Origin of the sequence: Chlorogloea sp. CCALA 695, assembly GCF_003003885.1 — a bacterium.
Lineage (GTDB): Bacteria > Cyanobacteriota > Cyanobacteriia > Cyanobacteriales > Chroococcidiopsidaceae > Aliterella.
In genome coordinates this window covers 21,103-45,635 of sequence record NZ_PVWN01000008.1, presented here as the reverse complement: position 1 = coordinate 45,635, position 24,533 = coordinate 21,103, and the positions used below count along the sequence as shown (strand labels likewise).

At 42.2% G+C, this 24,533-nt stretch carries 19 protein-coding genes and 1 other RNA gene; 10 read left to right on the top strand and 10 right to left on the bottom strand.

Translation table 11 applies throughout. From position 1 onward, the window contains the following. Positions 1–186 precede the first annotated feature (186 nt). Together C7B70_RS06410 and C7B70_RS06405 are read right to left on the bottom strand one after the other, a co-directional pair. Positions 187–1,005, bottom strand: coding sequence for a sugar transferase (locus C7B70_RS06410; RefSeq protein ID WP_369831824.1), 819 nt, complete (start codon positions 1,003–1,005; stop codon positions 187–189). A gap of 491 nt (positions 1,006–1,496) precedes the next feature. Beyond that, complete coding sequence (locus tag C7B70_RS06405) at positions 1,497–2,633, bottom strand: glycosyltransferase (protein ID WP_106368231.1); 1,137 nt, start codon at positions 2,631–2,633, stop codon at positions 1,497–1,499. Positions 2,634–2,716: 83 nt separating this feature from the next. Between C7B70_RS06405 and C7B70_RS06400 the strand changes: the two genes are divergently transcribed. Beyond that, complete coding sequence (locus C7B70_RS06400; RefSeq protein ID WP_106368230.1) at positions 2,717–3,643, top strand: NAD-dependent epimerase/dehydratase family protein; 927 nt, start codon at positions 2,717–2,719, stop codon at positions 3,641–3,643. Between the two features lie 36 nt (positions 3,644–3,679). On the opposite strand, the gene pgsA is transcribed toward C7B70_RS06400, so the two are convergent. Further along, the gene (gene pgsA / locus C7B70_RS06395; protein WP_106368229.1) at positions 3,680–4,207 is read right to left on the bottom strand and encodes a CDP-diacylglycerol--glycerol-3-phosphate 3-phosphatidyltransferase; all 528 of its coding nucleotides are present in this window, start codon (positions 4,205–4,207) and stop codon (positions 3,680–3,682) included. 403 nt (positions 4,208–4,610) lie between these two features. Here pgsA and C7B70_RS06390 point away from each other — a divergent pair, with 403 nt between their 5' ends. Next, a complete protein-coding gene (locus C7B70_RS06390) occupies positions 4,611–5,294 on the top strand; it encodes a sugar transferase (protein ID WP_233220838.1) in 684 nt (227 codons plus the stop codon). Between the two features lie 145 nt (positions 5,295–5,439). Here C7B70_RS06390 and galE read toward each other — a convergent pair whose 3' ends face one another. Then, positions 5,440–6,438 (bottom strand): UDP-glucose 4-epimerase GalE, encoded by a 999-nt coding sequence (galE, locus tag C7B70_RS06385; RefSeq protein ID WP_106368228.1) that lies wholly within the window; start codon positions 6,436–6,438, stop codon positions 5,440–5,442. A gap of 94 nt (positions 6,439–6,532) precedes the next feature. Next, positions 6,533–6,920, bottom strand: a transfer-messenger RNA (tmRNA) gene (ssrA, locus tag C7B70_RS06380). A 188-nt stretch (positions 6,921–7,108) separates the two neighbouring features. Here ssrA and C7B70_RS06375 point away from each other — a divergent pair. The 3 genes from C7B70_RS06375 (at position 7,109) to C7B70_RS06365 (ending at position 10,414) form a co-directional block, all read left to right on the top strand. Then, the gene (locus C7B70_RS06375; protein WP_106368227.1) at positions 7,109–7,420 is read left to right on the top strand and encodes an immunity 53 family protein; all 312 of its coding nucleotides are present in this window, start codon (positions 7,109–7,111) and stop codon (positions 7,418–7,420) included. A 199-nt stretch (positions 7,421–7,619) separates the two neighbouring features. Next, on the top strand, positions 7,620–8,744 hold the full coding sequence (locus C7B70_RS06370) for a class I SAM-dependent RNA methyltransferase (RefSeq protein ID WP_106368226.1): 1,125 nt from the start codon (positions 7,620–7,622) through the stop codon (positions 8,742–8,744). Between the two features lie 59 nt (positions 8,745–8,803). Further along, the gene (locus C7B70_RS06365; protein ID WP_106368225.1) at positions 8,804–10,414 is read left to right on the top strand and encodes an NAD(P)/FAD-dependent oxidoreductase; all 1,611 of its coding nucleotides are present in this window, start codon (positions 8,804–8,806) and stop codon (positions 10,412–10,414) included. Between the two features lie 22 nt (positions 10,415–10,436). Here the strand turns inward: C7B70_RS06365 and C7B70_RS06360 are convergent, their stop codons facing one another. From C7B70_RS06360 to psaA, 4 genes are all read right to left on the bottom strand, one after another. Next, positions 10,437–11,363: a hypothetical protein gene (locus C7B70_RS06360; protein WP_106368224.1), complete on the bottom strand. Its 927-nt coding sequence runs from the start codon at positions 11,361–11,363 to the stop codon at positions 10,437–10,439. Between the two features lie 134 nt (positions 11,364–11,497). Continuing rightward, positions 11,498–12,109: a Uma2 family endonuclease gene (locus C7B70_RS06355; RefSeq protein ID WP_106368223.1), complete on the bottom strand. Its 612-nt coding sequence runs from the start codon at positions 12,107–12,109 to the stop codon at positions 11,498–11,500. Between the two features lie 157 nt (positions 12,110–12,266). Further along, positions 12,267–14,480 (bottom strand): photosystem I core protein PsaB, encoded by a 2,214-nt coding sequence (gene psaB / locus C7B70_RS06350; protein WP_106368222.1) that lies wholly within the window; start codon positions 14,478–14,480, stop codon positions 12,267–12,269. Between the two features lie 76 nt (positions 14,481–14,556). Next, positions 14,557–16,815 carry a photosystem I core protein PsaA gene (gene psaA, locus C7B70_RS06345; protein WP_106368221.1) on the bottom strand — a complete coding sequence of 753 codons (2,259 nt, stop codon included), beginning with the start codon at positions 16,813–16,815 and terminating at the stop codon, positions 14,557–14,559. Positions 16,816–17,207: 392 nt separating this feature from the next. Between psaA and C7B70_RS06340 the strand changes: the two genes are divergently transcribed. The 5 genes from C7B70_RS06340 to era all read left to right on the top strand — a co-directional run bounded on the left by C7B70_RS06340 (position 17,208) and on the right by era (position 22,185). Continuing rightward, complete coding sequence (locus tag C7B70_RS06340; protein WP_106368220.1) at positions 17,208–18,482, top strand: hypothetical protein; 1,275 nt, start codon at positions 17,208–17,210, stop codon at positions 18,480–18,482. A 14-nt stretch (positions 18,483–18,496) separates the two neighbouring features. Then, positions 18,497–18,751: a hypothetical protein gene (locus tag C7B70_RS06335; protein ID WP_106368219.1), complete on the top strand. Its 255-nt coding sequence runs from the start codon at positions 18,497–18,499 to the stop codon at positions 18,749–18,751. 70 nt (positions 18,752–18,821) lie between these two features. After that, positions 18,822–19,460, top strand: coding sequence for a histidine phosphatase family protein (locus C7B70_RS06330; protein ID WP_106368218.1), 639 nt, complete (start codon positions 18,822–18,824; stop codon positions 19,458–19,460). Positions 19,461–19,882: 422 nt separating this feature from the next. Further along, positions 19,883–21,055 (top strand): RNA-guided endonuclease TnpB family protein, encoded by a 1,173-nt coding sequence (locus tag C7B70_RS06325; protein WP_106368217.1) that lies wholly within the window; start codon positions 19,883–19,885, stop codon positions 21,053–21,055. A gap of 146 nt (positions 21,056–21,201) precedes the next feature. After that, a complete protein-coding gene (gene era / locus C7B70_RS06320) occupies positions 21,202–22,185 on the top strand; it encodes a GTPase Era (protein WP_199192096.1) in 984 nt (327 codons plus the stop codon). 77 nt (positions 22,186–22,262) lie between these two features. On the opposite strand, the gene C7B70_RS27580 is transcribed toward era, so the two are convergent. Beyond that, entirely contained in the window at positions 22,263–24,485 is a 2,223-nt protein-coding gene (locus C7B70_RS27580) for a bifunctional diguanylate cyclase/phosphodiesterase (protein ID WP_233220837.1), read from the bottom strand. Positions 24,486–24,533: the final 48 nt, after the last annotated feature.

The window sequence follows — 24,533 nt, the reverse complement described above, 5'->3', positions numbered from 1 at the left end:
GTTATTACCCTTAAAATTTATTACTGAACCAACAAATTATTTTTCTTGGTTCAGTAATAAATTAATTTAAATTCTAAATATTAATTGAAAGATTTATTAAATGTAGTTTTTTATTTCAAGTTTTCTCTGAAAAATTAAGGTTCGAGCTACAATTTTCAAGCATCGAACCTCTACAATAATATTGCTTTAGTAAGCGCCATTATTTTTGGGGACAAGTACAACTCCAATTGTTTTGATAATTATCCATATATCTAACCAAAAATTATGATTTTTTGCGTAGTAAAGGTCAATTTGAATGCGGCGACTGTAGGGGATGTCATTCCTTCCTGACACTTGCCACAATCCTGTAATCCCAGGTTTTATAGTTAAAACCTTATCGATATACCCCCCATACTTAGGTAATTCTTCAACTACTAAAGGGCGTGGGCCTACTACACTCATATCTCCTAGCAAAACATTCCAAAATTGCGGAAATTCATCAAGGCTAGTCAATCGTAAAAATCTGCCAATCCTTGTTATTCTAGGGTCTTTTTTTAGCTTGAAGTTGTTTTCAAACTCCTGACGAAATACCGGAGAATCCATTAAATCTAGCAACACCTCATCGGCATTAGTGACCATAGTGCGAAACTTAATGCAAGTAAAAAGTTTGTAATTTTTACCCACTCGTTTTTGCATATAGAAAATTGGTCCTTTTGAACTTAGGGCAATTAACGAAACTAGCAATAAGTACAATGGAGAAAATCCAATCAACACAAACAGCGAAAATACAATATCAAATAGTCGCTTATTAAACTCTTTGTTTAAGCGCAACCATAGGTAAAGATTTTTAAATAATCTCCGTCCAGAAGGCAATGATTCAGTTTTTGATTCCACCCCGCTAGTAGCAACGCGGACTATAGAAGTCACTCCTTTAGACCATTTGCTACCACCATCGACACAACCAGGATTGCCTTTTACGAAGGCTCTTAATCGCTTGCCAAAGAGGAGTGAATGGGCAGTCATCATACTCCTTAACACAATCCACACCACACATAGTCCCGATCTTAAAGCCAGATGACCATAAATAAAGCGATTTTGATCTAAATCATTGTGGATAACCTTAAAAATGTATATTTTACTACCCAACTAGGTCTGTTTCAGGGCTCAAAGTTCCAGAAACTAACTCTAGGATTTACCTAACACTGTAATAATACGATTACTTTTCCTCATCGATCAAAATAAAAAATGGCGTTTTTAGCTTCCCACTACCGCAGGCAACCTCCAAAGAAATGCCAGTGAAGAATTTGCTGCAACTAGCTAACAACTACAGTGTAGTAGTACCAGCCGAATATGAAACGTGGCGATAGGTTCGTACTTGCTTTTGTGCTGAAGTTTATCCTAAATCATGATGGGTCTTGAAAGCACAAGAAATAAAAAAATATGCGTTGTGTATTTTTTTCTTAACTAGAAACAATTTACAACGCTGTACCACCCTATTTTTGCTCAAGTTCATATAGCTACGTTCGAGCGGAAAATTGCTGCCAGGAATTTTCGACAAAATCTTGATAATGCTTTTGGAAAATTGTCGGCGCAAACTGTCTAGCGTGATTATAGATTGTCTCAGAATGAAAATTTTTGGCGCATTGTTCAAACCTCTCTACCGCCTCTATTAGCGCCGTCACCGTTTGCGCCTCAAAAAATAAACCTGTACCATTTTTTGGGTGTTGATAGATATCTAGGACGGTTTCTAACGCTCCTCCAGCGCCATAGGCAATTACTGGCGTACCGCAAGCTTGGGCCTCAACAACGGCAATGCCAAAGTCTTCATAGGCTGCGTAAATAAAGGCTTTAGCCTGGGACATATATTTTTCTACTACTTCGTCCGGTTGCGCCCCTAATATCTGGACATTTGGCTGCGCTAATTTCCGAATCTCTTTGAGTTCCACGCCTTCACCAATGACTACTAATGGGCGCTGTAATTGGTTAAAAGCTCGGACGATTAAAGCTACTTGCTTATAGCTTACTAACCGAGAAACCGTAACGTAAAAATCTTGTTTTGTCTCTAAAAAAGGAAACCGCTCAATATTGACGGGTGGGTAAATTACAGTGGCGGTTCGGCGGTAGCAGCGCCAAATCCGCCGCGCGGTATTTTGAGAGTTGGCAATGAAGTAGTCTACCCGGTTGGCTGTAAGTACATCCCACTGGCGCAGTTGGTGCAGCAAATACCTAGTGAAAACTCCCGGCAAACCTCGGCCCATTTGGCTGCTACGGAGGTAATCAAAGGTCAATTCCCAGGCAAAACGCATAGGAGTATGACAGTAACAAACGTGCATTTGGGTGGGGCTAGTTAAAACACCCTTGGCGACGGTGTGGGCGGAGGAAAGAATAATGTCATAACTGCGTAAATCTAGCTGTTCAATGGCGAAGGGCAATAATGGCAAGTATTTCTGCACTCCGTTTTGACTACCAGGAAAGTGTTGGAGAAAAGTTGTACCAATGTTTCGCCCAAATAAATAACTTTCTTTGTTGGTTGATTCAAAATCAATTAAGGCATACAAGTCAGCTTCAAAGTTATTGAGAATGGCTTGAACTACAAGTTCTGAGCCACCCGTAGCTTTGGGGGTTAACCATTCATGGACGAGGGCATATTTCACAGGGCAAACTTACGGATTTTACAAAGCGCGATCGCACTAAAACTGATAACCTCGATCAAGGCATTTAAAATTTTAATTTAGCTATGCGAATTTTAATTATCGGCGGTACTCGGTTTATTGGCGTATACCTAACAAAGCTATTGGTAGCTCAAGGTCACGAAGTTGTATTATTTAATCGTGGCAATCATCCTGTCCCCTCTGGAGTAGAACAAATTATTGGCGATCGCACTATCAAGAGCGATCTGGTTGAAAAGCTTTCGTCACAACACTTTGATGCTATTTTTGACAACAATGGTCGGGAACTATCTGATACTCAGCCTTTAGCTGAAATCTTTGCAGGCAAAGTGCAGCATTTTGTCTATATGAGTTCGGCGGGAGTTTATTTACAAGCTGTGGAACTCCCCCACGTTGAAGGAGATGCGGTAGATCCCAAAAGTCGTCACAAGGGTAAGCACGAAACTGAGGCTTATTTAGCAGATTTAGGTATTCCTTTTACTTCTATTCGTCCTACGTATATTTACGGACCGCAGAATTATAATCAGCTAGAAAGTTGGTTTTTTGACCGCTTGGTGCGCGATCGCCCAATTCCTATTCCCGGTAATGGTTTACCTATTACTCAATTAGGTCATGTAGCAGATTTAGCCGCCGCGATGGTGCAAGTATTAGGCTGCGAACGGGCGATTGGGCAAATTTACAACGTATCGGGTGATCGCTACGTTACTTTTGATAATTTAGCTCGTGCTTGCGCTGTGGCTATGGGCAAAGCCCCCGAAAATGTCCAAATTGTCCACTACAACCCAAAAAACTTTGATTTTGGTAAACGTAAGACTTTTCCTTTCCGCCCTCAGCATTTTTTTACTTCGGTAACCAAAGCTATCAATGAGCTAAATTGGCAACCTAAATACGATTTAATTTCTGGGTTAAAAGATTCTTTCCACAACGACTATTTAGCCACAGGTAAAGATCGCATCGAGGTGGATTTTTCTGTAGATGAGCAAATTTTGGGTTAATTACTGGTAAAAAATCCTTCTGGTTCAATTTTCTGCTTAGTGCTGGTTTTGAGGTGGAAACATATAAATTGCCCCGGAAATCAAGGTCATAGCTACGGAGAACCAAAAAGTAGCTTTAGCAACAATTGCCCAGTTTTCTGGTAGCGGTGCAATTAATAGCGCGATCGCTGCTATTTGACTAACAGTTTTAAGCTTACCCCAAGCGTTCGCTCCCACAACGGCGGTAGTTCCAGTTAAGCCTGGGGTAACGCGCCACCCAGCAATAGTTAATTCCCGCGCCAAGATTAAAAATACTCCCCACGCGGGGACTTGTCCTAGTTGAATTAATGCTAGTAACGGACTAAGTACGAGCAATTTATCTACCAACGGATCGAGGAATTTCCCTAATTCTGTGACTTGGTTCAATTTACGTGCTAAATAACCATCTAGCCAATCGGTTGCTGCTGCAATCAAAAAAATTATCATGCTAAAAATGCGGGTTTCCATCGTTGGTGATACCAAGCAATAAAGTAGAATTGGCAAGGCAAGTAGCCGGGATAACGTAATCCAATTCGGTAAATTCATAAATTTAGATTAGTCGGAGCTAGGGGCAATAGTAAACTAAAACACCTTAATTACGGAATATATAGTTTAAGATGATTACCAACTCAAGCTGAAAACAAGCTGTTTTGCATCCTGCATTTCTTGCTACTCAAAGCTTTGAACCAACTCTATACTAAAGAAGCTAATCTAACTTACACGTTTTGAAGTACCTCCATGTATTTAACTATAAGTTTTAGTAGTTTAAGATACCTAAGTATAAGTTCTGAGAAAATCTCTTTACGTAAGCTTTACAAAACCGGATAATCCCAGTAATCTTGATGAAGATTCTGCAAGGTTAGGTCGAAATACTACCCTTACTTCCGGTCAGAGTTTATATTCAGAGTAACCCTAAGTAATTCTACGGTTCCTTTATTGCAGGTCAGTTATGACAATGTATCAAGCACCGTTCCCCACCGCATTCGACGCAACCCCATCTAAATCGGCGGAACAAAACATTGCTGCACACCGTTCAGCAACATCAGTATTTAAACGCTTTTTAGATGTGATCGGCAGTTTGGTCGGGCTATCGATTTTAGCGCTAGTGTACGTGCCAGTGGCGATCGCAATCAAGCTAGATAGCCCCGGCCCAGCAATGTATAGTCAAGAGCGGTACGGTCTTCAAGGGCGCACCTTCAAGATTCGCAAGTTTCGCTCTATGGTCGTAAATGCTGACGCTTTAAAAGACCAGGTACAAAATGAAGCTTCAGGTCTGATCTTCAAAAATAAAAAAGATCCGCGAGTAACGCGCGTAGGTCGCATCCTCCGCAGCACCAGCTTAGATGAACTTCCTCAATTTTGGAACGTTTTGGTAGGCGAAATGAGTTTAGTAGGAACCCGTCCACCTACTGGGGATGAAGTTGCCCTCTACAATGATCGCCACTGGAAGCGCTTAATGGTAAAGCCCGGTTTAACTGGCGAGTGGCAAGTAAACGGTCGTTCTAGCATCAAAGACTTTGAAGAAATTGTCAACTTAGATTTGCGCTACCAAAGTCAGTGGCATCCTCTATACGACATATACGTAATTTTGAAGACAATTTATGTTTTAGTTGCCAGAGTAGGCGCATTTTAATATTAGTAATTTGTACTAACAAGTAGGCTAGAAGATGAAGTTAGAGTCGTTGAATTTAACTCTTACCCTTCATTCTTCAAACTTACTCTCAATCTGAAACAGTAGGAATCTTTGATTTATACATTCCCACTTGCAAGAAGATTTATTAAATATGCCTTTGTTGATGCCACTTCCAAGCATGAGTCAATATTTCTTTTAAGGCTGGGTACTTAGGTTCCCAGCCTAAAATATTTCTAGCTTTATCGCTGCTACCAACAAGAATAGGCGGATCTCCAGGACGGCGATCGCTCATCACTACTTTAATTTCTCGTCCGGTGACACTTCTTGCTGTATCAATAGCCTCTTTAACTGAAAATCCTTGCCCGTTGCCTAAATTAAATACACTGGTATCCCCGCCGTTTAATAAATATTCTAACCCCAAAATATGAGCATCAGCTAAGTCTGTAACGTGGATATAATCGCGGATACAAGTCCCGTCAGGGGTGGGGTAATCTGTGCCAAAAATTGCCACCGAATCTCGCTTACCCAAAGCCGCCATTAAAACTAAAGGCAAAAGATGAGTTTCGGGGTTGTGATCTTCTCCCAATAAGCCTGTAGGGTCGGCTCCGGCGGCATTAAAATAGCGAAAATAAACAGATTTTAGACCATAGGCTACATCAAAATCTTGCAAAATTCGTTCTACCATCAATTTAGTAGCGCCGTAGGGATTAATCGGATTTTGGGGATGATCTTCGGTAATTGGTACAGTATGAGGTACGCCGTAAGTAGCGCAAGTAGAAGAAAATACAAACTGCTTAATAGAAGATGCGATCATCGCTTCTAATAAGGTGATCGTGCCAATTACATTGTTACGGTAGTATTTAGCCGGATCCGTGACAGATTCTCCCACGTAAGCGTAGGCGGAAAAGTGCATAACTGCGGCAATATTACGACTAGCAAATAGTTTATCTAGTAAAGGGCGATCGCTAATATCTCCAACAATTAGCTCTACTTTCAACACTTCTTCTACCAGTTCTCGATGTCCGTAAACCAAATTATCGAGAACAATTACTTCATAACCCGCACCAATAAGCGCTTTTACTGCATGGGAGCCTATATATCCCGCTCCCCCGGTAACTAAAATAGTGGGTTTTGCTGGTGTCATTTTCTTTCCTTTTTACCTCAACTTTACTTAGTTTAGTCGAGGTCACATACTAAACAAAAATCCATCTAGCGTTTTGCTAAATGGATTTCTATATTTATGGAGCTTACGGGAATTGAACCCGTGTCCAAATTGGGTATTGACTCCCCGTTCATTCACAGGTTTATCCTATCTAATCCTCAAGGCGGGAACCGTCCCTTATCCCGGACGGTGGGATTCACTGGTTAAGTCTTAACTAGCAAACCACCCAGAGAACATTTGCTAGAGCATCCGTTGGGGGTTGGTCTATAGTCCTTAACGGAGTCAAACTATAGACGCTCACATTAGACGAGAGTTTTTAGGCTACGGCTACTGCTTTACGAGCGAAAGGAACGATGTTGTTCGCATTTACTTTTTTTTCGAGTCTTTGATTTACGAGAGGAAACTCGCTCTCGACCTGCATCACAGAGTAGCTTTCGCCAACCTGTCGAAACCTTTAAAGCCCCGTACTTTTACATTATAGTTTGTTATGGGGGAATTGACATCTTTAGCACTTATTTGTTACTGGTATGCGATCGCATTAATTCTAAAGCTTCGCGTAATATAATTAGATATTGCCGTATAACATCTGTTCTAGAAGTGTTGTAAAGATTTCTATATAATCAACAGTTAATAGACTTTGTTTAGATGAGAAATGGACGTTCTCGGCGATCTACAAAAATGGTACGCTGCAAATTGCAACGGTGATTGGGAACACTCCTTTGGAATCGTAATTGAAACCCTTGATCATCCAGGGTGGCTAATAAAAATTGACCTTGAAGAAACAAGTCTTGACGGCAAACATTATCAAGCACTTCGGAGGGAGCTTTCTGAAGAACAGTGGATTTTTTGTCGCCTTGAAAATAATAAATTTATTGGTGCTGGTGATGAAACTCAACTTGAGGAAATTTTAAAAGCTTTTTTAAGTTGGGTTAAGAATCCAACTACTACATCTGTATCAATTTAGATGTTGGACAAACTGAAGTTTTGAGTAGGTTAGCGTAGTTATAGCTGTAAATGAGTTTGAAGTGCGAAGCCCGTAACCGGGAGCGCGATTAGGCTATCGTGCGATTCCTTATTAGTAGAGCTATTGGTTGGTGGAATGCGAAGCTCTGCGAGCGCGCTGGCGTATCGCACTGGTAAAAAGGTGTTATTCATTAGTTACTATGAAACAATATTTTGCAACCGTTGCTAGGGGCTTAGAAACCCTTGCGGCTCAGGAATTGGAACAATTAGGCGCTCATAAAGTAGAGCCAGGATTTTGCGGTGCGGCTTTTGTTGGGGATCGCACTACACTTTATCGCGTTAATTTATGGGCAAGGTTACCGTTTCGGATCTTAGTAAAGTTGCAGGAGTTTCCATGTTTAGATGCTGAGGATCTTTATAATGGCATCCAAACAATTGATTGGTCAGAGTATCTTACCCCAGACTTGACGCTGGCGGTAAATGCGACGGGAAAAAGCGATCGTCTCAATCACACGCATTTCACGGCGTTGCAAGTTAAAAAAGCAATTGTCGAACAGCAGCAAGAACAGTTTGGTGATAGGTCTAATGTAGAAACACAAGATCCCGATGTACGAATCAACGTGCATATCGAGCGCGAAGTTTGTACTGTCAGCCTTGATAGTTCGGGAAATAGCTTGCACCGTCGGGGTTATCGTCCAGTAATGGGCGCTGCTCCTCTCAAAGAATCTCTAGCGGCGGCTTTGATTCAACTATCTTCTTGGCAGCCAGAACAAATGTTCTACGACCCGCTTTGTGGTTCGGGTACTTTACCCCTAGAAGCTAGTTTAAAGGCGCTCAACATCGCCCCAGGGCTATTTAGAGAACGTTTTGGGTTTGAAACTTGGCTCGATTTTGACTTGACGCTTTTAGAGGAACTGATTGAATCGGCGAAGAATAGTCAAAAAGATACACTCCCTGCGCCAATTTGGGGAAGCGACAAAGATGAAAAGGCGATTGAAAGTGCAGTTTCAAATGCGACAAACTGCGGAGTATTAAATCATGTCTGGTTTTCCCAAATGGACTTGAGCGACGTTGTAGCCCCCGCCGACAGTGGAGTTTTGTTTTGCAATCCCCCTTATGGTGAACGATTGGGGAAAGATAGCGACTTGGGGGCATTTTATAAGCTTTTAGGTGACGTGCTAAAACAACGCTTCAAAGGCTGGACTGCTTTTGTATTGAGTGGAAACAAGGAATTAGCTTTGTGTATAGGGCTAAAATCATCCCAACGGACGGCAGTGTTTAACGGCACTTTACCTTGTCAGTTAATGAAATACGATCTGTATTAGGCTAGAAGAAATCCCCAAAAGAGCGAAAATTAATTTCAATTAAGCCATTTGTATTGACTATGTTACGACTAACCGAAGTGAAGCTTCCTCTCGATCATCCCCAAGAGGCGATCGCAACGGCTATCCTTAAAAAGCTTCAAATCGCCCCCACCGATTTGCTCGGCTATACAATTTTTAAGCGCAGCTATGATGCTCGTAAAAAAGGCGAGATTGTGCTTGTCTATATTTTGGATGTAGAAACAACTCATGAAAAACCACTCCTTGAGCGCTTTAAAAAAGACCCCCATATTAGCGTTACGCCCGACATGAGCTATCGTTTGGTAGTCAAAGCCCCAATTTCAAATGAAACCCGACCGATTGTGATTGGTACAGGCCCTTGCGGAATGTTTGCAGGCTTATTACTAGCACAAATGGGTTTTCGCCCGATTTTGTTAGAACGGGGTAAAGCAGTGCGCGATCGCACGGTGGATACTTTTGCTTTTTGGAAAAATAAAGAAAGTCTCAACCCAGAATCTAATGCTCAATTTGGCGAAGGCGGAGCGGGGACGTTTTCTGATGGTAAACTCTACAGTCAAGTTAAAGATTCTCAGCATTATGGGCGCAAAGTCCTGACAGAATTCGTCAATGCTGGCGCTTCTCCAGAGATTTTATATGTAAATAGACCCCATATCGGTACTTTTAAACTGGTGGGTATAGTTCAAAGCTTCCGCGCCACGATTGAATCATTGGGCGGCGAAATTCGCTTTCAAAGTCGGGTAGAAGATATCGATATTGAAAATGGGCAAGTGCGGGGGGTAAGGCTTGCTAGTGGAGAATATATCGCCAGCAATCATGTAGTTTTGGCGGTAGGGCATAGCGCCCGTGATACCTTTCAAATGCTGTTCAATCGGGGAGTTTACATCGAAGCTAAACCTTTTTCTATTGGCTTTCGAGTGGAACATCCCCAACCAATTATTGATGTCGCTCGTTTTGGGGAAAATGCTGGGAATAAACTTTTAGGTGCAGCCGATTACAAACTTGTTCACCACTGCCAAAATGGGCGCTCTGTATATAGTTTCTGTATGTGTCCGGGAGGACTTGTAGTAGCCGCCGCCTCTGAACCCGGACGATTAGTTACTAATGGAATGAGCCAATACTCTCGCAATGAACGTAACGCAAATAGTGCGATCGTTGTCGGGATTACACCGGAAGATTATCCGGGACATCCATTAGCTGGAATTGATTTTCAACGTCGCTTAGAAGAACGAGCTTTTGAATTGGGCGGTAAGACTTACTATGCTCCTGGACAGTTAGTAGGCGATTTTATCGCTAATCGTCCTTCTAACAAGCTAGGAACCGTTAAGCCATCTTACTCCCCCGGAGTTAATTTAGGTGATTTGAGCCAGAGTTTGCCAGATTATGCCATTTCTGCTATTCGCGAGGCGTTACCAGCTTTTGCTAAAAAAATTAAAGGCTTTGCGATGAACGATGCGATTTTGACAGGGGTTGAGACTCGCACATCATCACCGATTCGGATTAAACGCCAAGAAAATTATCAATCTCTAAATACCCAAGGTCTTTATCCGGCGGGGGAAGGCGCTGGGTATGCGGGGGGAATCCTCTCGGCGGGTATTGATGGTATTAAGGTGGCGGAAGCTGTTGCTTTAAATATATTGCGGCTTGCTAATTAAAGTTTTTTAGATTTGCGACTTCTTAACTATTGTCAATCAGTGCTGAATCTATTGCACTACAGTCACCCAAAATATTAGCAGCTACTAAACGGGCTGTACCAGAGCTTCCCCAGTAGTAACCATGACCATCAGATACGCCTATCGCCATTGCTGCATGAGCTTGACCAAAAGTCCGCGCTCCTCTTTCTGCTCCATTAGCATCAGCCCAAATATACTTATCACGAAAAAAGATTGTAGGTATTGAACCAGCGTTGATACTAGCTTTAAGGGGGTAGGCAATGATATCTGAAGAATGAATAATATTCAGCCATCTTAAAGGTTGATGATAATATTTTTCCGTAAAATCTTTGATTTTCACCGAACTAATATTCAGCATCATATTAAAAAATAAGATAGGCGAACCCATAGTAGTAATGCTTTTCAAATAGGTTTTTTGCTCCTTCCTATCAATATTTAGTGACTCAATCATGGCGCGAATCTCATAAGCTGGGTCGTCTAGCTCAAATTTTTCTGAAAACAAAACGTCCCATAAAACCACACTACCAAGAGAGTGAGTAATAATGTGTAACTCCTCCTCTTGAGGAAATGTTTTTATAAAATCAGCTAATCCTTGAGCGATCAATTCTCTAATTTTTCTGCCTCGCTCCGTATTGAAGTAAGTAAGAATATCTCCAAAAAATTCAGAAATAAAGTCTTGCCTGAATTCTTGATAGCGAAAAATATCTTTTACATCAACGTTTGGATGGATTTTTTTAAAATCTTGCAAATCCTGATGAACCCAGTTCCAAATCTGCCCCGTTTGCTTCAAAATATTGCCCCAAAAGCTGGCGTAGAAGTGAGGGAGAGGCTTGTCTTTTTTGTTAAATTCTTCTCTGATTAAAGCTTCTAATTTTCTTGAATATCCGGCATCTTTTGTGGCAACGCCATGTATAAAGAACACCAATGTCATAAATAAACTCTATATGATTACATTTAATATACAAGGTGAGTTATGAAAATGAAACCATTTTTAACTACAAATCATGCCTTAGTTATCAATTGGCTGTGAATTTATACATTTGTTTAAACTTTATCTTTAAGAACTCATAAACCAGCAGCAAAAATCTCTTGAGCAGTTAAATTTAATTGGGGGAACGTTGGTGATAAAATGCGATCGCTTTTTCTAAACTGACTAACTTGATATTCCCCTTCCACGAGTTGATAAATTGAAATAGTTGGTTGCTTAGGATTGCCAATAAACCGCCTTCCACCTAAACCAAGATAATCAACAATCCAGTATTCAAGAATCCCCATTTTTTCATAATCACCGGCTTTATTTAAGTAATCATCGCGCCAATTGGTACTTACAACTTCTACTAATAATGGAATTGATTCTGCATAACTAACTGTCGATTGATTCTTCCATCTGGGTTCTGTTGCTAAATTAGGACGGTTTAATAACAGTACATCTGGCGAGTAAGCGGTTTCGCTTTCAAGTGGTTTAATTAAAACTGTTTTGGGAATACCGTAGGGCAAGTTAAGACGACTATATTCTAAGGTGAATCTCTCAGCCAAAAATACAACGATCTCTTCATGTTCGCCTAATGGTTGCGACATCTCAACTATTACCCCATTATGTAGTTCATAATGACCGATGCTAGGTTTCTCATCTATAAATTCCTCAAAACTTACTATTTTAGGTAAAGCTTGAATCATATAAACCTCAGATTTGATACCTGAACTCAAAAGTAACTTCCAATATCATCTTAACTTTCACGCTCTAAACCCTTCGCAAACTCGGTTCATTCCTAAAAAAATCCCCCACCGTTAGGCAGGGGATTTGATTTATTCAACTACACTTTAATTGAAACTATCAACCAAATTTACCAGCAGTTGAAGCAATCAAGAAGGCTGCGTAAGTTAAGACATAACCAACTGTAAAGTGAGCAAGTCCAATCAAACGACCTTGAACAATAGACATAGCAACGGGCTTGTCTTTCCAGCGAATTAAGTTAGCAAGCGGTGTCCGCTCGTGCGCCCAAACTAGAGTTTCAATCAACTCTTGCCAGTACCCTCTCCAGGAGATCAAGAACATGAATCCTGTTGCCCAAACTAGGTGTCCAAACAAGAACATCCACGACCAGACAGCCAAGTTATTCATCCCGTAAGGGTTGTAACCGTTGATCAACTGAGCCGAGTACAGCCAGAGATAATCTCTTAGCCAACCCATCAAATAAGTTGACGACTCGTTAAACTGAGCGACGTTGCCTTGCCATACCCCCAAATGTTTCCAATGCCAGTAGAAGGTCACCCAACCAATAGTGTTGAGCATCCAGAACATAGCAAGGTAGAAAGCATCCCACGCTGAAATATCGCAAGTACCGCCACGACCAGGGCCATCGCAAGGGAAGGAGTAACCGAAGTCCTTTTTATCGGGCATCAGCTTAGAACCACGCGCATCCAAAGCCCCTTTGACCAAAATCAACACGGTAGTATGAATACCGAGTGCAAAAGCGTGGTGGACGAGGAAATCGCCAGGTCCAATTGTCAAGAATAAAGAGTTAGTACCGTTATTAATGGCATCTAACCAACCAGGTAGCCAAGCCGCACCCGCCGTAGAAGCGATGCTATCAGGGTTAGATAGTAGGGTGTCAAAACCGTACAATACCTTACCGTGAGCGCCTTGAATGAACTGGGCAAACACTGGCTCGATGAGGATTTGCTTTTCAGGAGTACCGAAAGCCACTACTACATCGTTGTGGACGTACAAACCTAAAGTATGAAAACCCAAGAATAGCGACACCCAACTGAGGTGAGAAATAATCGCTTCTTTATGCTTCAGTACCCGGTCTAAGACGTTGCCTTTATTTTGTTCGGAGTCATAATCGCGCACCCAGAAGATTCCAGCATGGGCGAAAGCTCCTACCATCAAGAATCCAGCAATGTACTGGTGATGGGTGTATAAAGCTGCTTGGGTTGTGAAATCCTGCCCTATAAAAGCATAGGGAGGCAAGGCGTACATATGTTGCGCTACTAACGATAGTGCTGTACCTAAAGCTGCTAAGTGAATAGACAACTGAAAGTGGAGCGAGTTGTTGTAGGTGTCGTACAAGCCTTGGTGAGGCAAGTTGAATTGACCTTCAGTCTTAACGCCAAAGAAGTTCTTGGCATTGAGCATTTCTTTAATGCTGTGACCAATGCCGAAGTTGGTGCGGTACTGGTGACCCGCAATAATAAAAATTACTGCGATCGCTAAGTGGTGGTGAGCCATATCGGTCAGCCACAGCGATTTAGTCTGAGGGTGGAATCCACCTAAAAAGGTAAGAATTGCTGTACCAGCACCTTCTGACGTGCTAAATATTTGACCTGCGGTATCTGGATTTTGGGCGTAAACACCCCAATCACCAGTAAAGAAAGGACGCAAGCCTGCGGGGTGAGGCAAAGTTGTTAAGAAGTTGTCCCAACCTACGTGCTGTCCGCGAGATTCGGGGATAGCAACGTGGACTAAGTGACCAGCCCAAGCTAAAGAACTAACTCCAAACAAACCTGCTAAGTGGTGATTCAAGCGTGGCTCGGCACTCTTAAACCAAGACAAACTAGGACGGAACTTTGGTTGTAAGTGGAGCCAACCAGCAAACAGAAATACTGCTGCTATTAGTAATAAACCCACTGCACCTGTATACAGTTCGTTGTTTGTCCGCATCCCAATTGTGTACCACCAGTGGTACACACCAGAATAAGCAATATTAACTGGATAGGTCGCCCCAGCCTGAGTAAAGGCATCTACTGCGGCTTTACCAAAGTGAGGATCCCAAATCGCATGAGCAATCGGACGGACGTTGAGGGGATCTTTAATCCATTGTTCAAAGTTGCCTTGCCAAGCTACGTGGAACAGGAGGCTAGAGGTCCACAGGAAGATGATTGCCACATGACCAAAGTGAGTTGCGAAAATCTTTTGGTAAAGATTTTCTTCTGTCATGCCATCGTGGCTCTCAAAGTCGTTGCCTGTAGCAATCCCGTACCAGAGCCGACGAGTTGTCGGATCTTGGGCAAGATCCTGGCTAAATTTTGGAAATTTTGTTGCCATAGGTTTTATGAATTTGCTTCCATTGAGCGTTCAGTTGCCTGCACTTGCTGAAATGCTGACCCCTGAACGCTGACCGCTAACCTACCGAGATAATCCGAGCTTCAAAGAAAGCCCAGATAGTGACGATCGCTCCTAAGAGGAAATGCGCCACTCCCACCGCTCGACCCTGAATAATACTCAGAGCGCGGGGTTGAATTGCTGGGGAAAAATTCAGCTTATTATGCGCCCAAACAATTGATTCGATTAGTTCTTGCCAGTAGCCGCGACCGCTAAACAAGAACATTAAACTAAATGCCCAAACAAAGTGAGCGCCTAAGAATATCAAGCCGTAGGCTGATAGAGATGTGCCGTAGGACTGAATTACTTGCGCTGCCTGCGCCCACTGGTAGTCGCGCAACCAACCGTTAATGTTGATGGCACTCTGGGCAAAGTTGCCTCCAGTGATATGCGCTATAGTTCCATCGGCATCTATCGTCCCCCACACATCCGACTGCATTTTCCAACTAAAGTGGTAAACGGCGATCGCAATAGTGTTGAACATCCAAAATAAACCTAGGAATACGTGATCCCAACCGGATACTTGGCAAGTGCCGCCCCGTCCTGGTCCGTCGCAAGGGAACCGGAAACCCAAGTTCGCCTTATCTGGAATCAAGCGGGAGTTACGAGCAAATAAGAAGCCCTTGAGGAGAATTAAGACTGTGACGTGAATTTGGAAAGCGTGAATGTGGTGGATCATGAAGTCCGCCGTACCCAATGCCATCGGCATCATGGCAATTTTGCCACCTACCGCTACAATTCCACCACCCCAGACGTAGCTAACAGGTTCTAACTGGTTTGGAGCCGTTGTTCCTGGAGCTAAAGTTTGAATGTTTTGAATGAACTGTGCGAATACAGGCTGCAATTGAATTGCTGTATCCGAGAACATATCTTGAGGACGACCCAAAGCTTGCATGGTGTCGTTATGAACGTACAACCCGAAACTGTGGAAGCCCAAGAACATACATACCCAGTTCAAGTGGGAGATAATCGCGTCTCTGTGACGTAGCACTCGGTCTAAAACGTTGTTACGGTTTACGACTGGATCGTAATCTCGCACCATAAAGATCGTAGCGTGGGCGGCTCCTCCAACAATGAAGAAAGCGCCAATCCACATATGGTGGGTAAATATCGATAGCTGCGTAGCGTAATCTATTGCTATATACGGATACGGAGGCATCGCGTACATATGATGCGCCACGATAATCGTTACCGAACCCAACATTGCTAGGTTTACTCCCAACTGAGCATGCCAAGAGGTAGTCATATTTTCATATAAACCTCTATGACCGTCGCCTGTGAAGGGCCCTTTATGATTTTCGAGAATTTCTCTAATGCTGTGTCCTATACCCCAATTAGTGCGGTACATATGACCAGCGACCAAGAATAGCACCGCCAACGCTAGGTGATGGTGTGCTGTATCGGTCAACCACAAACCGCCTGTTTGTGGATTTAGACCACCTTTAAAAGTCAGGAAGTCAGCATATTGACCCCAATTGAGCGTCCAAAAAGGTGTTAACCCTTGGGCAAAACTAGGATACAACTCTGCCATTAAACGACTGTTCAAGATGAACTCGTGGGGCAAGGGAATATCTCCCGGAGCCACACCCGCGTCTAATAGCTTGTTTACTGGTAAAGCAACGTGAATTTGATGACCAGCCCAAGATAGGCAACCCAAACCGAGTAAGCCTGCTAGATGGTGGTTCAACATCGACTCTACATTCTGGAACCATTCCAGTTTGGGAGCGCGTTTGTGATAGTGGAACCAACCAGCAAACAGCATTAATGCTGCTGCCACCAAACCGCCAATGGCAGTTACGTAAAGTTGAAATGTACTTGTAAAACCCGCAGCCCGCCATACATGGAATAAGCCGGAGGTAATTTGAATACCATGGAAGCCACCGCCCACATCGGCGTTTAAGATGTCTTGACCAACAATGGGCCAAACTACTTGAGCGCTAGGTTTGATGTTTAAGGGGTCTACTAACCACGCTTCATAATTTGAAAATCGAGCGCCATGAAACTCCATCCCGCTAATCCATAGGAACACTACCGCCAGGTGGCCGAAGTGGGCAGCAAAGACTTTACGGGATATATCTTCTAAGTCACTCGTGTGAGTATCAAAATCATGAGCGAGGGCGTGGAGGTTCCAAATCCAAGTGGTGGTTTTTGGGCCTCTAGATAAGGTGCGGTCGAAGTGACCTGGTTGCGCCCACTTCTCGAAAGAAGTAGGAACTGGATCTACATCAACAACAACTCTTACTTTTTTCTCCTCTCGCTCAGGAGGACTTATCGTCATTCAGACTCTCCTCTCTAGACAAGGAACCAGGAATTATAAACATTACCAACTACCTTTTGACTTTTGACTGAGGAAGCTCTTTTTAGGATTTGCACCCACAGCTTTACAGTCGCCAGCAGCGATGATGTAAATTTGCTTTCTCCGTGAATTATAGAGCCTTAACTGTAGGTGTTTTAAGGGTTTGTTAACAATAATTCAAAGTCCGAGGCGATCGTACTTTTTTTTGCCCAGATAATTTAACTTTTTGAGAAAAAGTCAAGAGGATTTTCTAGAGTTGTTGTAAAAATTTACCTTTGGGGGGTGATTTTCGCTGGTTACATAGCAGTGATCGGCGTTTAAGATGATGGAAAGCAACAAATATCAATAATGTTGATAGCTAAGGAGAACTTAGAGTGCTAGGTAGATTGGGGCAGAAATTAGGTAGAGCGTTTAGGATTGCCTTAATAGCGATCGCATTATTAAGTACGGTAAGTTGTAGTAGAGGCAATGGAACAACGACAGTGCTTGCAAAAAGCAGTAATACTATTGCCCCTGGAGACATAGTGGAAGTTTCTCCTCCATCAGTAATTCAAACTCTGCGGCGAGAAATGGAGATTTATCAGCCACAAGTAACTATAGTTAGTCCCGAAGCTAATGCTGTATTTCAAGACGATAAAATTGAAGTAAGTTTGCAAGTGCAGGACTTATCTATATTTAAAGATTCCCAATTAGAGTTAGGCCCACATCTGCACGTGATTCTTGACAATCAGCCCTACATAGCTGTTTATGACCCAAATAAGCCTTTGATACTGGAGGGTTTAGACCCTGGTACTCATACCTTGCGCGTTTTTGCGGCTCGTCCTTGGCATGAAAGCTTTAAAAATGCTGGCGCTTATGCTCAAACAACATTTCACGTTTTTACTAAGACTCAAGATAACAATCCTGATTCAGCCCTGCCACTTTTAACCTACAGTCGCCCCAAAGGTACTTACGGAGCGGAGCCTATTTTATTAGATTTTTATCTAACTGATGCGCCTTTGCGCCTAACTGCTACAGAGAACAATGTTGCTGATTGGCGGATTCGTTGCACAATCAACGACTACAGTTTTGTTTTAGATAGTTGGCAAAGTATTTATCTTCAAGGCTTCAAACTAGGTAAAAACTGGGTACAACTAGAATTTATCGATAGTCAAGGTAACTCGGTCAAAAACGTTTTTAACAACACTATTAGAACTATTACTTACGAACCTAAGAGCAAAGATACGCTTTCGCAGCTAGTTACAGGAAAATTATCCGCCGACGAGGCGCGGGGAATTGTTGACCAAAATTACACTGTGAGAACATCTGAACCACTTATTGAGCCGTTACCTATTCCTACGGAAACACGCAGCCCTGAACCACTTATTGAACCGCTACCTATTCCTACAGACATACCCAGCCCTGAAACCTTACCAACAGAAACACCCAGCCCTGAACTACTTATTGAACCGCTACCTATTCCTACAGACATACCCAGCCCTGAAACCTCAACAGATGAAGTTAAACCGTCAAGAAGTAAACAGATAGGAAACTATTTTAATCGTCTCGACCGTACCAATATTAAGACTGCCCCTAATTTACCCTCAATACCAGAAACTACTGATATTCCAGTAGAGACACCCAGCCCTATAGCCCCAAAACTTGATTAAGTTAGATTGAACTTATGAATACCCAACCGCAATCATCACAATTTTTGACTCTAGAAGATTCAGCCCAGGTAGACGCAGCGCTGCTTGCTTCTAACGAAAAATTTTTGACACGGCTTACAGTTTCGTCATTAAATTTGTTGAAACATATTGCTCAAGAATATGCAGTCAATATTGAGGATTTAACAACTAAACAAATAATTGCTTGGTTTGAAAAAGACAGCAAAATTCGACGAGAGCAAGGTTCTAAATCGGCTTATTTGCAGTGGTAGAAAGACAAGTTACAATCTTCTCAACATTCACGTTGGTTTTTCAATTAAAAACTTTGTACAAAGGGGAACAGTGACTTTAACTCTATATTTACTCCGTCACGGACAGACAGAATACAGTCTAAACAATGCTTTTTGTGGCTCTGTTGACCCCGAACTAACGGATGATGGAATTGAGATGGCACAAGGGTTTGCGGCGGCTTACCAGTCTTTAGAGTGGCAGGCTATCTATGCAAGTCCGATGCGAAGAGCGATCGCCACAGCTACACCATTAGCCGAAAAACTGGGTATAGAGTTGGAATTACGCGACGGTTTGAAAGAGATTGATTATGGCAAATGGGAAGGAAAAACCGTAGCAACAGTATCTAGTGAATATCACGACGACTATATACGTTGGACGGCAGATCCGGCGTGGTATCCGCCCACAGGGGGAGAATTAGCCGTTGCGATCGCAAGTCGTGCTTTAGTTGTAATTGAAGAAATCAAGCAGCGTTACAGTAGCGGCAATATTTTGATTGTTTCCCACAAAGCAACGATTAGGATTATTTTGTGCAGCTTACTCGGTGTTGATGTGGGGCGTTTCCGCTTTCGGTTGGGGTGTCCGGTGGGATCTGTAAGTAAGGTAGAATTTGGCGCTAATGGCCCTTTGCTGCATAGTTTAAGCGATCGCACTCATTTAAGCCAAAGGTTGCGAACATTACCGGGAACGTAGGAGGCGCGAAGCTTGCGTCTCTTTTATTGCTCCCTAAGCAAATACCTAAACTAACCCACGAGCCATCTTAACTGATGTACTATTAGCTGAAACAGCAGAAGCCCTACGGCTCACTCTTAGGAGCGCGGGATGAATGCGCGGGAAAAACGAAGCATTGGCTTTATTGTTTTTATGCATAGCATGAACAAATAAAGGTAATAGTTGAGTTTTTCCCAAAATATTTATTTTATTTTCTTTTCCACTGGTAAGCTATCTATCCAATCTTCAAGCAACTGTGTAATAGTTTTATCCGTAGTAGCAGCACAAGCCTGAAGCTTGTAATATCTCCTATCAGAAAGTCTAACGTTTAACCTTTTTATTTTCATTCTGTCCCCCACTGGCGTTACTTTATGTTATCATTTTCCTAGAAGAAGGTGAAACAAATGCGAATTTCATACCAATACAAAATCAAACCAAACAAAGAACAAGCTGAGAAAATTGATAACACACTTGAAATGTTGCGTTACCAATATAATTATTTGCTTGCTCAAAGGGTTGACTGGTATGAAATGAATCGTTGCCCTATTGATAGATACCCTTTGATTTGCTACTTGCCAGAGTTAAAAGAACAACCAAACTACTACAAGCAAAAGGCATCATTAACTCATTTAAAAATAAATAGACCTTGGTACAAAAACATCCATTCTCAAGTCTTGCAGGAAGTCCCTAAAAAGGTTGAGATAACTTTTGATCGATGGTTAAAAGGTGATGTTAACGGCAAAAAATCTGGTAGACCGAGATTTAAAGCTAAAGGACGATACAAAACGTTCACTTACCCACAATTCAAACTTCATCAGTTTGTCGGTAACAAAATTATATTATCAAAAATAGGTGATATAAAAGTTATTGTTCATCGTCAAATACCTGACGGTTTTGATATCAAGACTGCCTCTGTCACTAAAAAAGCCGATGGTTACTATGTGACTCTAAGTCTTGATGATAAGGCAGTTACAACTATTAATCCTAATTTTGACGCTGATAATATTGTTGGTATTGATGTAGGTTTAATAGATTTTTATGTTGCTTCTGACAATACCCGAATTGCTGCGCCAAAGTATCTACGTAAAGCTGAACGAAAATTAAAGTCAGCACAACGTAAAGTATCACGTCGTAAAAAAGGTTCTAACCGTCGCAAGAAAGCAATTAAACAATTGGGAATCAGGCATAAAAAGGTTGGTGATACTAGAAAAGATTTTCACTTTAAAATAGCTAAAACAGTGCTTGATAAGTACGATATCGTAGCTGTTGAAAAGTTGAATATCAAGGGACTTGCTAAAACAAGATTGGCTAAAAGTATTAATGATGCCGGATGGGGACAGTTTATTTCAATACTTTCAAACAAAGCCGAAAATGCTGGCTTGAAGGTAATACCTGTTAATTCAAATGGTACAAGCCAAGAATGTTCTAACTGTGGTCACAAAGTTAAAAAGCCGCTATCCCAGAGAATGCATAACTGTCCTGTATGCCACACCAGTTTGTGTAGGGATTTGAACGCTGCTATAAATATAAGGAACCGTGGGGCGCACGGTCTTAAAGCTCAGTCAATGTCTTCATAGAAGATTCGCTGAGAAGCCCACATCTGTACTCAGGTCAGTGTGTGGAGTACGTCACTTAACGGCAGTACATTAAACTGAAAGATAGGCAAATTGTAGGAAATTGCAACTTTTATTTAGTTTCCCGATCATTGCCTCGCTACAAAATTATGTTAGAAAATAATATCGATTCTCAAATACCTAATCAAAGCAATATTTTAGACTTATCGGGAATAGCAACTATTCCCCAAGCACCTGCGGGTTTTAAGTCAGGATTTATTGGCATTATTGGTCGCCCGAATGTCGGCAAATCAACGCTGATGAATTATTTAGTCGGGCAAAAAATCGCCATTACTTCCCCGGTTGCCCAAACAACGCGCAATCGCTTACGTGGCATTTTAACTACTCCTGAAGCACAATTAATTTTTGTTGATACGCCAGGAATTCATAAACCCCACCATCAATTAGGAGAAGTATTAGTACAAAACGCCAGAATTGCCATTGATTCGGTTGATGTAGTGTTGTTTGTGGTAGATGGAGCGGTGGAAGCTGGAGGAGGCGATCGCTATATTGTCGATATCCTCAGTCACAGCAAAACTCCAGTTATTTTAGGCATCAATAAAATTGACACGCAACCAGCCGCCGATGCCCAAATGTTAGATACTACTTATGCTCGAGTTACTGAGGCTAACCAATGGAAAATGGTTAAGTTTTCGGCTTTAACAGGTGATGGATTAGTAGGATTGCAGCAGTTGTTAATTGAAAAACTTGAAGTTGGCCCTTATTATTACCCGCCGGATTTAGTTACAGACCAGCCAGAGCGGTTTATTATGGGGGAACTTATCCGCGAACAGATTTTACTTTTAACTCGTGAAGAAGTGCCGCACTCTGTGGCGATCGCTATTGAAAAAGTTGAAGAAGAACCAACTATTACTCGTGTATTCGCCACTATAAATATTGAACGCGATTCCCAAAAAGGGATATTAATTGGCAAAGGTGGAAGTATGCTCAAAGCCATTGGTAGCGCGGCACGGGAGCAAATTCAAAAATTAATTGCTGGCAAAGTGCATTTAGAATTATTTGTTAAAGTTCAACCTAAATGGCGGCAATCGCGGACTCGTTTAGCAGAATTAGGTTATCGGGTTGAAGAATAGTTACCACTGCGGTTTAGAAATAATTAATTCCTCTGCGGCTTGACTGGGCAATGGTTTGGAGAAGAACTTAATTGCCCCTACGGGCAATTAAGTTCTCTAAGACGGGCTAGTTGCTCCGCCGTTTCGATTCCTTCGGCGATCGCACTCATGCCAAGTTTTTGGGCAAGAGTCAAAATAGTTTCGGTAATCTCTAAGTTGCTCCTAATGCCTATTTTACTGACAAACGAACGATCAATCTTCAATTCATCAATGGGAAAACAGTGCAAACGGCTTAAGGATGAATATCCCGTACCAAAGTCGTCAATAGATAACTGGCCTCCTAAAGCTTTAATTTGCAAGAGCGTGGCAATTGTTGATTCGTCATTTTCTGCTAAAACGTTTTCGGTAATCTCCAACTTAAGGCTAATAGCATCTAGGCTTGTATCGGTCAAAATTTGGCTAATTTGCTGGCTCAAATTGGGTTGAGAAAACAATTTGTTACCCAAATTGGTACTAATTAGCAAGGGTGGATTAGTAGGAATTTGCTCTTGCCATTGTTGCATTTGGCGGCAGGCTTCACGCATTACCCACTGGTCAATGGGGTTAAGCAGCCCAGTTTCTTCGGCTAAGACTATAAATTTAGCAGGAGCAAGGATACCGTGTTGGGGATGTTGCCAGCGAACCAAAGCCTCAAAACCTGAAAGCCTCCCCGTTACTAGGGAGACGAGGGGTTGGTAATAAACCAAAAATTCTTGACGTTCGACCGCTCGACGTAGTTCTGTTTCCATCTGCAAACGGGCAACGGCTCTAATGTGCATGGCGGTATTAAATATCTCGTAGCGCGTCTTCAATTGCTTGGCACGATACATAGCAATATCCGCATCGCGGAGAATATCATCAGGCAAGAGATATCCTGTGACGCTTAAAGCAATGCCAATACTAGCAGTAGCGAATACTTCTTGTCCTTCAAGCTCGAAAGGTAAAGCTAATGCTGCCTGGATACGTTCGGCAACGCGAATTGTGTCGCTGACATCGGTAAGACTTTCTAGTAGTATTGTAAATTCGTCTCCTCCTAAACGGGCAATGGTATCGCTAGGACGAAGGCAAGTTTCTAGTTTACGGGCAATGGCAATTAGTAAGCGATCGCCAAAGGTGTGTCCGAGGCTATCGTTAACCACCTTGAACTGATTTAAGTCAATAAAAAGTACCGCATATAAAGTATTAGGGACTTGTTTGCCATGCTCAAAAGCTCGTTTTAGGCGATCGCTAAATAAGGCGCGATTGGGTAAACTTGTCAGTACATCGTAGAAAGCGCTGTAATTCAACTGTGCGGCAGAATCTCGTAAGGCTTTTTCCGTTTGCTGGCGATTGCTTGCTATTCCACCTAATAGCAAGCAGGTCAGCGTAATTGCCATCAAGCCAAATTGCAAAGCAACTACGTTAGATTTACCAAAGGTAGCACATACCAAAAATGCCACAGCAACGTTGATAAACAAGACCGTCCCAGTCGCCCGCTCAAAACCATGCTTTAAAGCAATCCAGATTGAGGGTAAAAACACAAAATAGGTATAGTCCAAATTATTCCCCGGACGAGAACTATAGGCAACCCAAATCCCTAAGCTTAGAGCTAAACCTTCTACCAGAAATAGGGGAATTTTTCGGCAGGCAGGCAGTATTTTATGCTCTCTAGCTGGTGCTTCATTTTCGGAGATCGCCCAAATCCAGGGGAACTTGCGGAGCAAGACTAATAAAAACGGCGTAAGCATAGTAATACCCGTTGCATCTCCTGCCCAGTAATGCAAGGTATTTATTAAATATTTAGACCAAGGTACAACCTCAAAGTAAGCAAAGGTTGCTGCTTGTAACAGCGCAACAATTAATGGTGCAATTAAAACGGCGATCGCTAAAAACCAAGTTACATCCCGCAGTTGCCGCAAACGGGGGTTAATTCGCAGTTTATACAATAGGAAAGCGCAAGCGCCGCCATACCCTAGCGTTACCATTAATTCCAAGATCAGCAGTGCCACCCAATCAATGTTTCGACCAGTAATAAAATGGTTATGGATAAACGCACTCAGCAATAGCGCAAAGCTATATTTCCAGCCAAAAGCAAGGATGAGAACGATATCGAGGGCTGAAGCTGGAGACCAAACAGAGATTTCTGGTGCGGTTTCAAAGGTTAGAGCTATACTGTCTAGAATCCCCCAAGCAACCAAATAAATTGTTACCACCCAGATATATCGGACAAATGGCGGGGTACGCTGCCAATATTTAAATAGAACTCGTGAAACTTGCCATTCACCCTCTTTTACTTCGGTCATACTAATAGTTGTGAAACAACGTCACATTTTAGATTTTTATGACTACTA

Coding starts and splice junctions, on each gene's coding strand:
- C7B70_RS06410 (WP_369831824.1), bottom strand. CDS start 1,005: ATGATGACTGCCCATTCACTCCTCTTTGGCAAGCGATTAAGAGCCTTC.
- galE (WP_106368228.1), bottom strand. CDS start 6,438: ATGACACCAGCAAAACCCACTATTTTAGTTACCGGGGGAGCGGGATAT.
- C7B70_RS06400 (WP_106368230.1), top strand. CDS start 2,717: ATGCGAATTTTAATTATCGGCGGTACTCGGTTTATTGGCGTATACCTA.
- C7B70_RS06325 (WP_106368217.1), top strand. CDS start 19,883: ATGCGAATTTCATACCAATACAAAATCAAACCAAACAAAGAACAAGCT.
- C7B70_RS06360 (WP_106368224.1), bottom strand. CDS start 11,363: ATGACATTGGTGTTCTTTATACATGGCGTTGCCACAAAAGATGCCGGA.
- psaB (WP_106368222.1), bottom strand. CDS start 14,480: ATGGCAACAAAATTTCCAAAATTTAGCCAGGATCTTGCCCAAGATCCG.
- C7B70_RS06390 (WP_233220838.1), top strand. CDS start 4,611: ATGACAATGTATCAAGCACCGTTCCCCACCGCATTCGACGCAACCCCA.
- C7B70_RS06365 (WP_106368225.1), top strand. CDS start 8,804: ATGTTACGACTAACCGAAGTGAAGCTTCCTCTCGATCATCCCCAAGAG.
- C7B70_RS06355 (WP_106368223.1), bottom strand. CDS start 12,109: ATGATTCAAGCTTTACCTAAAATAGTAAGTTTTGAGGAATTTATAGAT.
- pgsA (WP_106368229.1), bottom strand. CDS start 4,207: ATGAATTTACCGAATTGGATTACGTTATCCCGGCTACTTGCCTTGCCA.
- C7B70_RS06370 (WP_106368226.1), top strand. CDS start 7,620: ATGAAACAATATTTTGCAACCGTTGCTAGGGGCTTAGAAACCCTTGCG.
- era (WP_199192096.1), top strand. CDS start 21,202: ATGTTAGAAAATAATATCGATTCTCAAATACCTAATCAAAGCAATATT.
- C7B70_RS27580 (WP_233220837.1), bottom strand. CDS start 24,485: ATGACCGAAGTAAAAGAGGGTGAATGGCAAGTTTCACGAGTTCTATTT.
- C7B70_RS06375 (WP_106368227.1), top strand. CDS start 7,109: ATGGACGTTCTCGGCGATCTACAAAAATGGTACGCTGCAAATTGCAAC.
- C7B70_RS06335 (WP_106368219.1), top strand. CDS start 18,497: ATGAATACCCAACCGCAATCATCACAATTTTTGACTCTAGAAGATTCA.
- psaA (WP_106368221.1), bottom strand. CDS start 16,815: ATGACGATAAGTCCTCCTGAGCGAGAGGAGAAAAAAGTAAGAGTTGTT.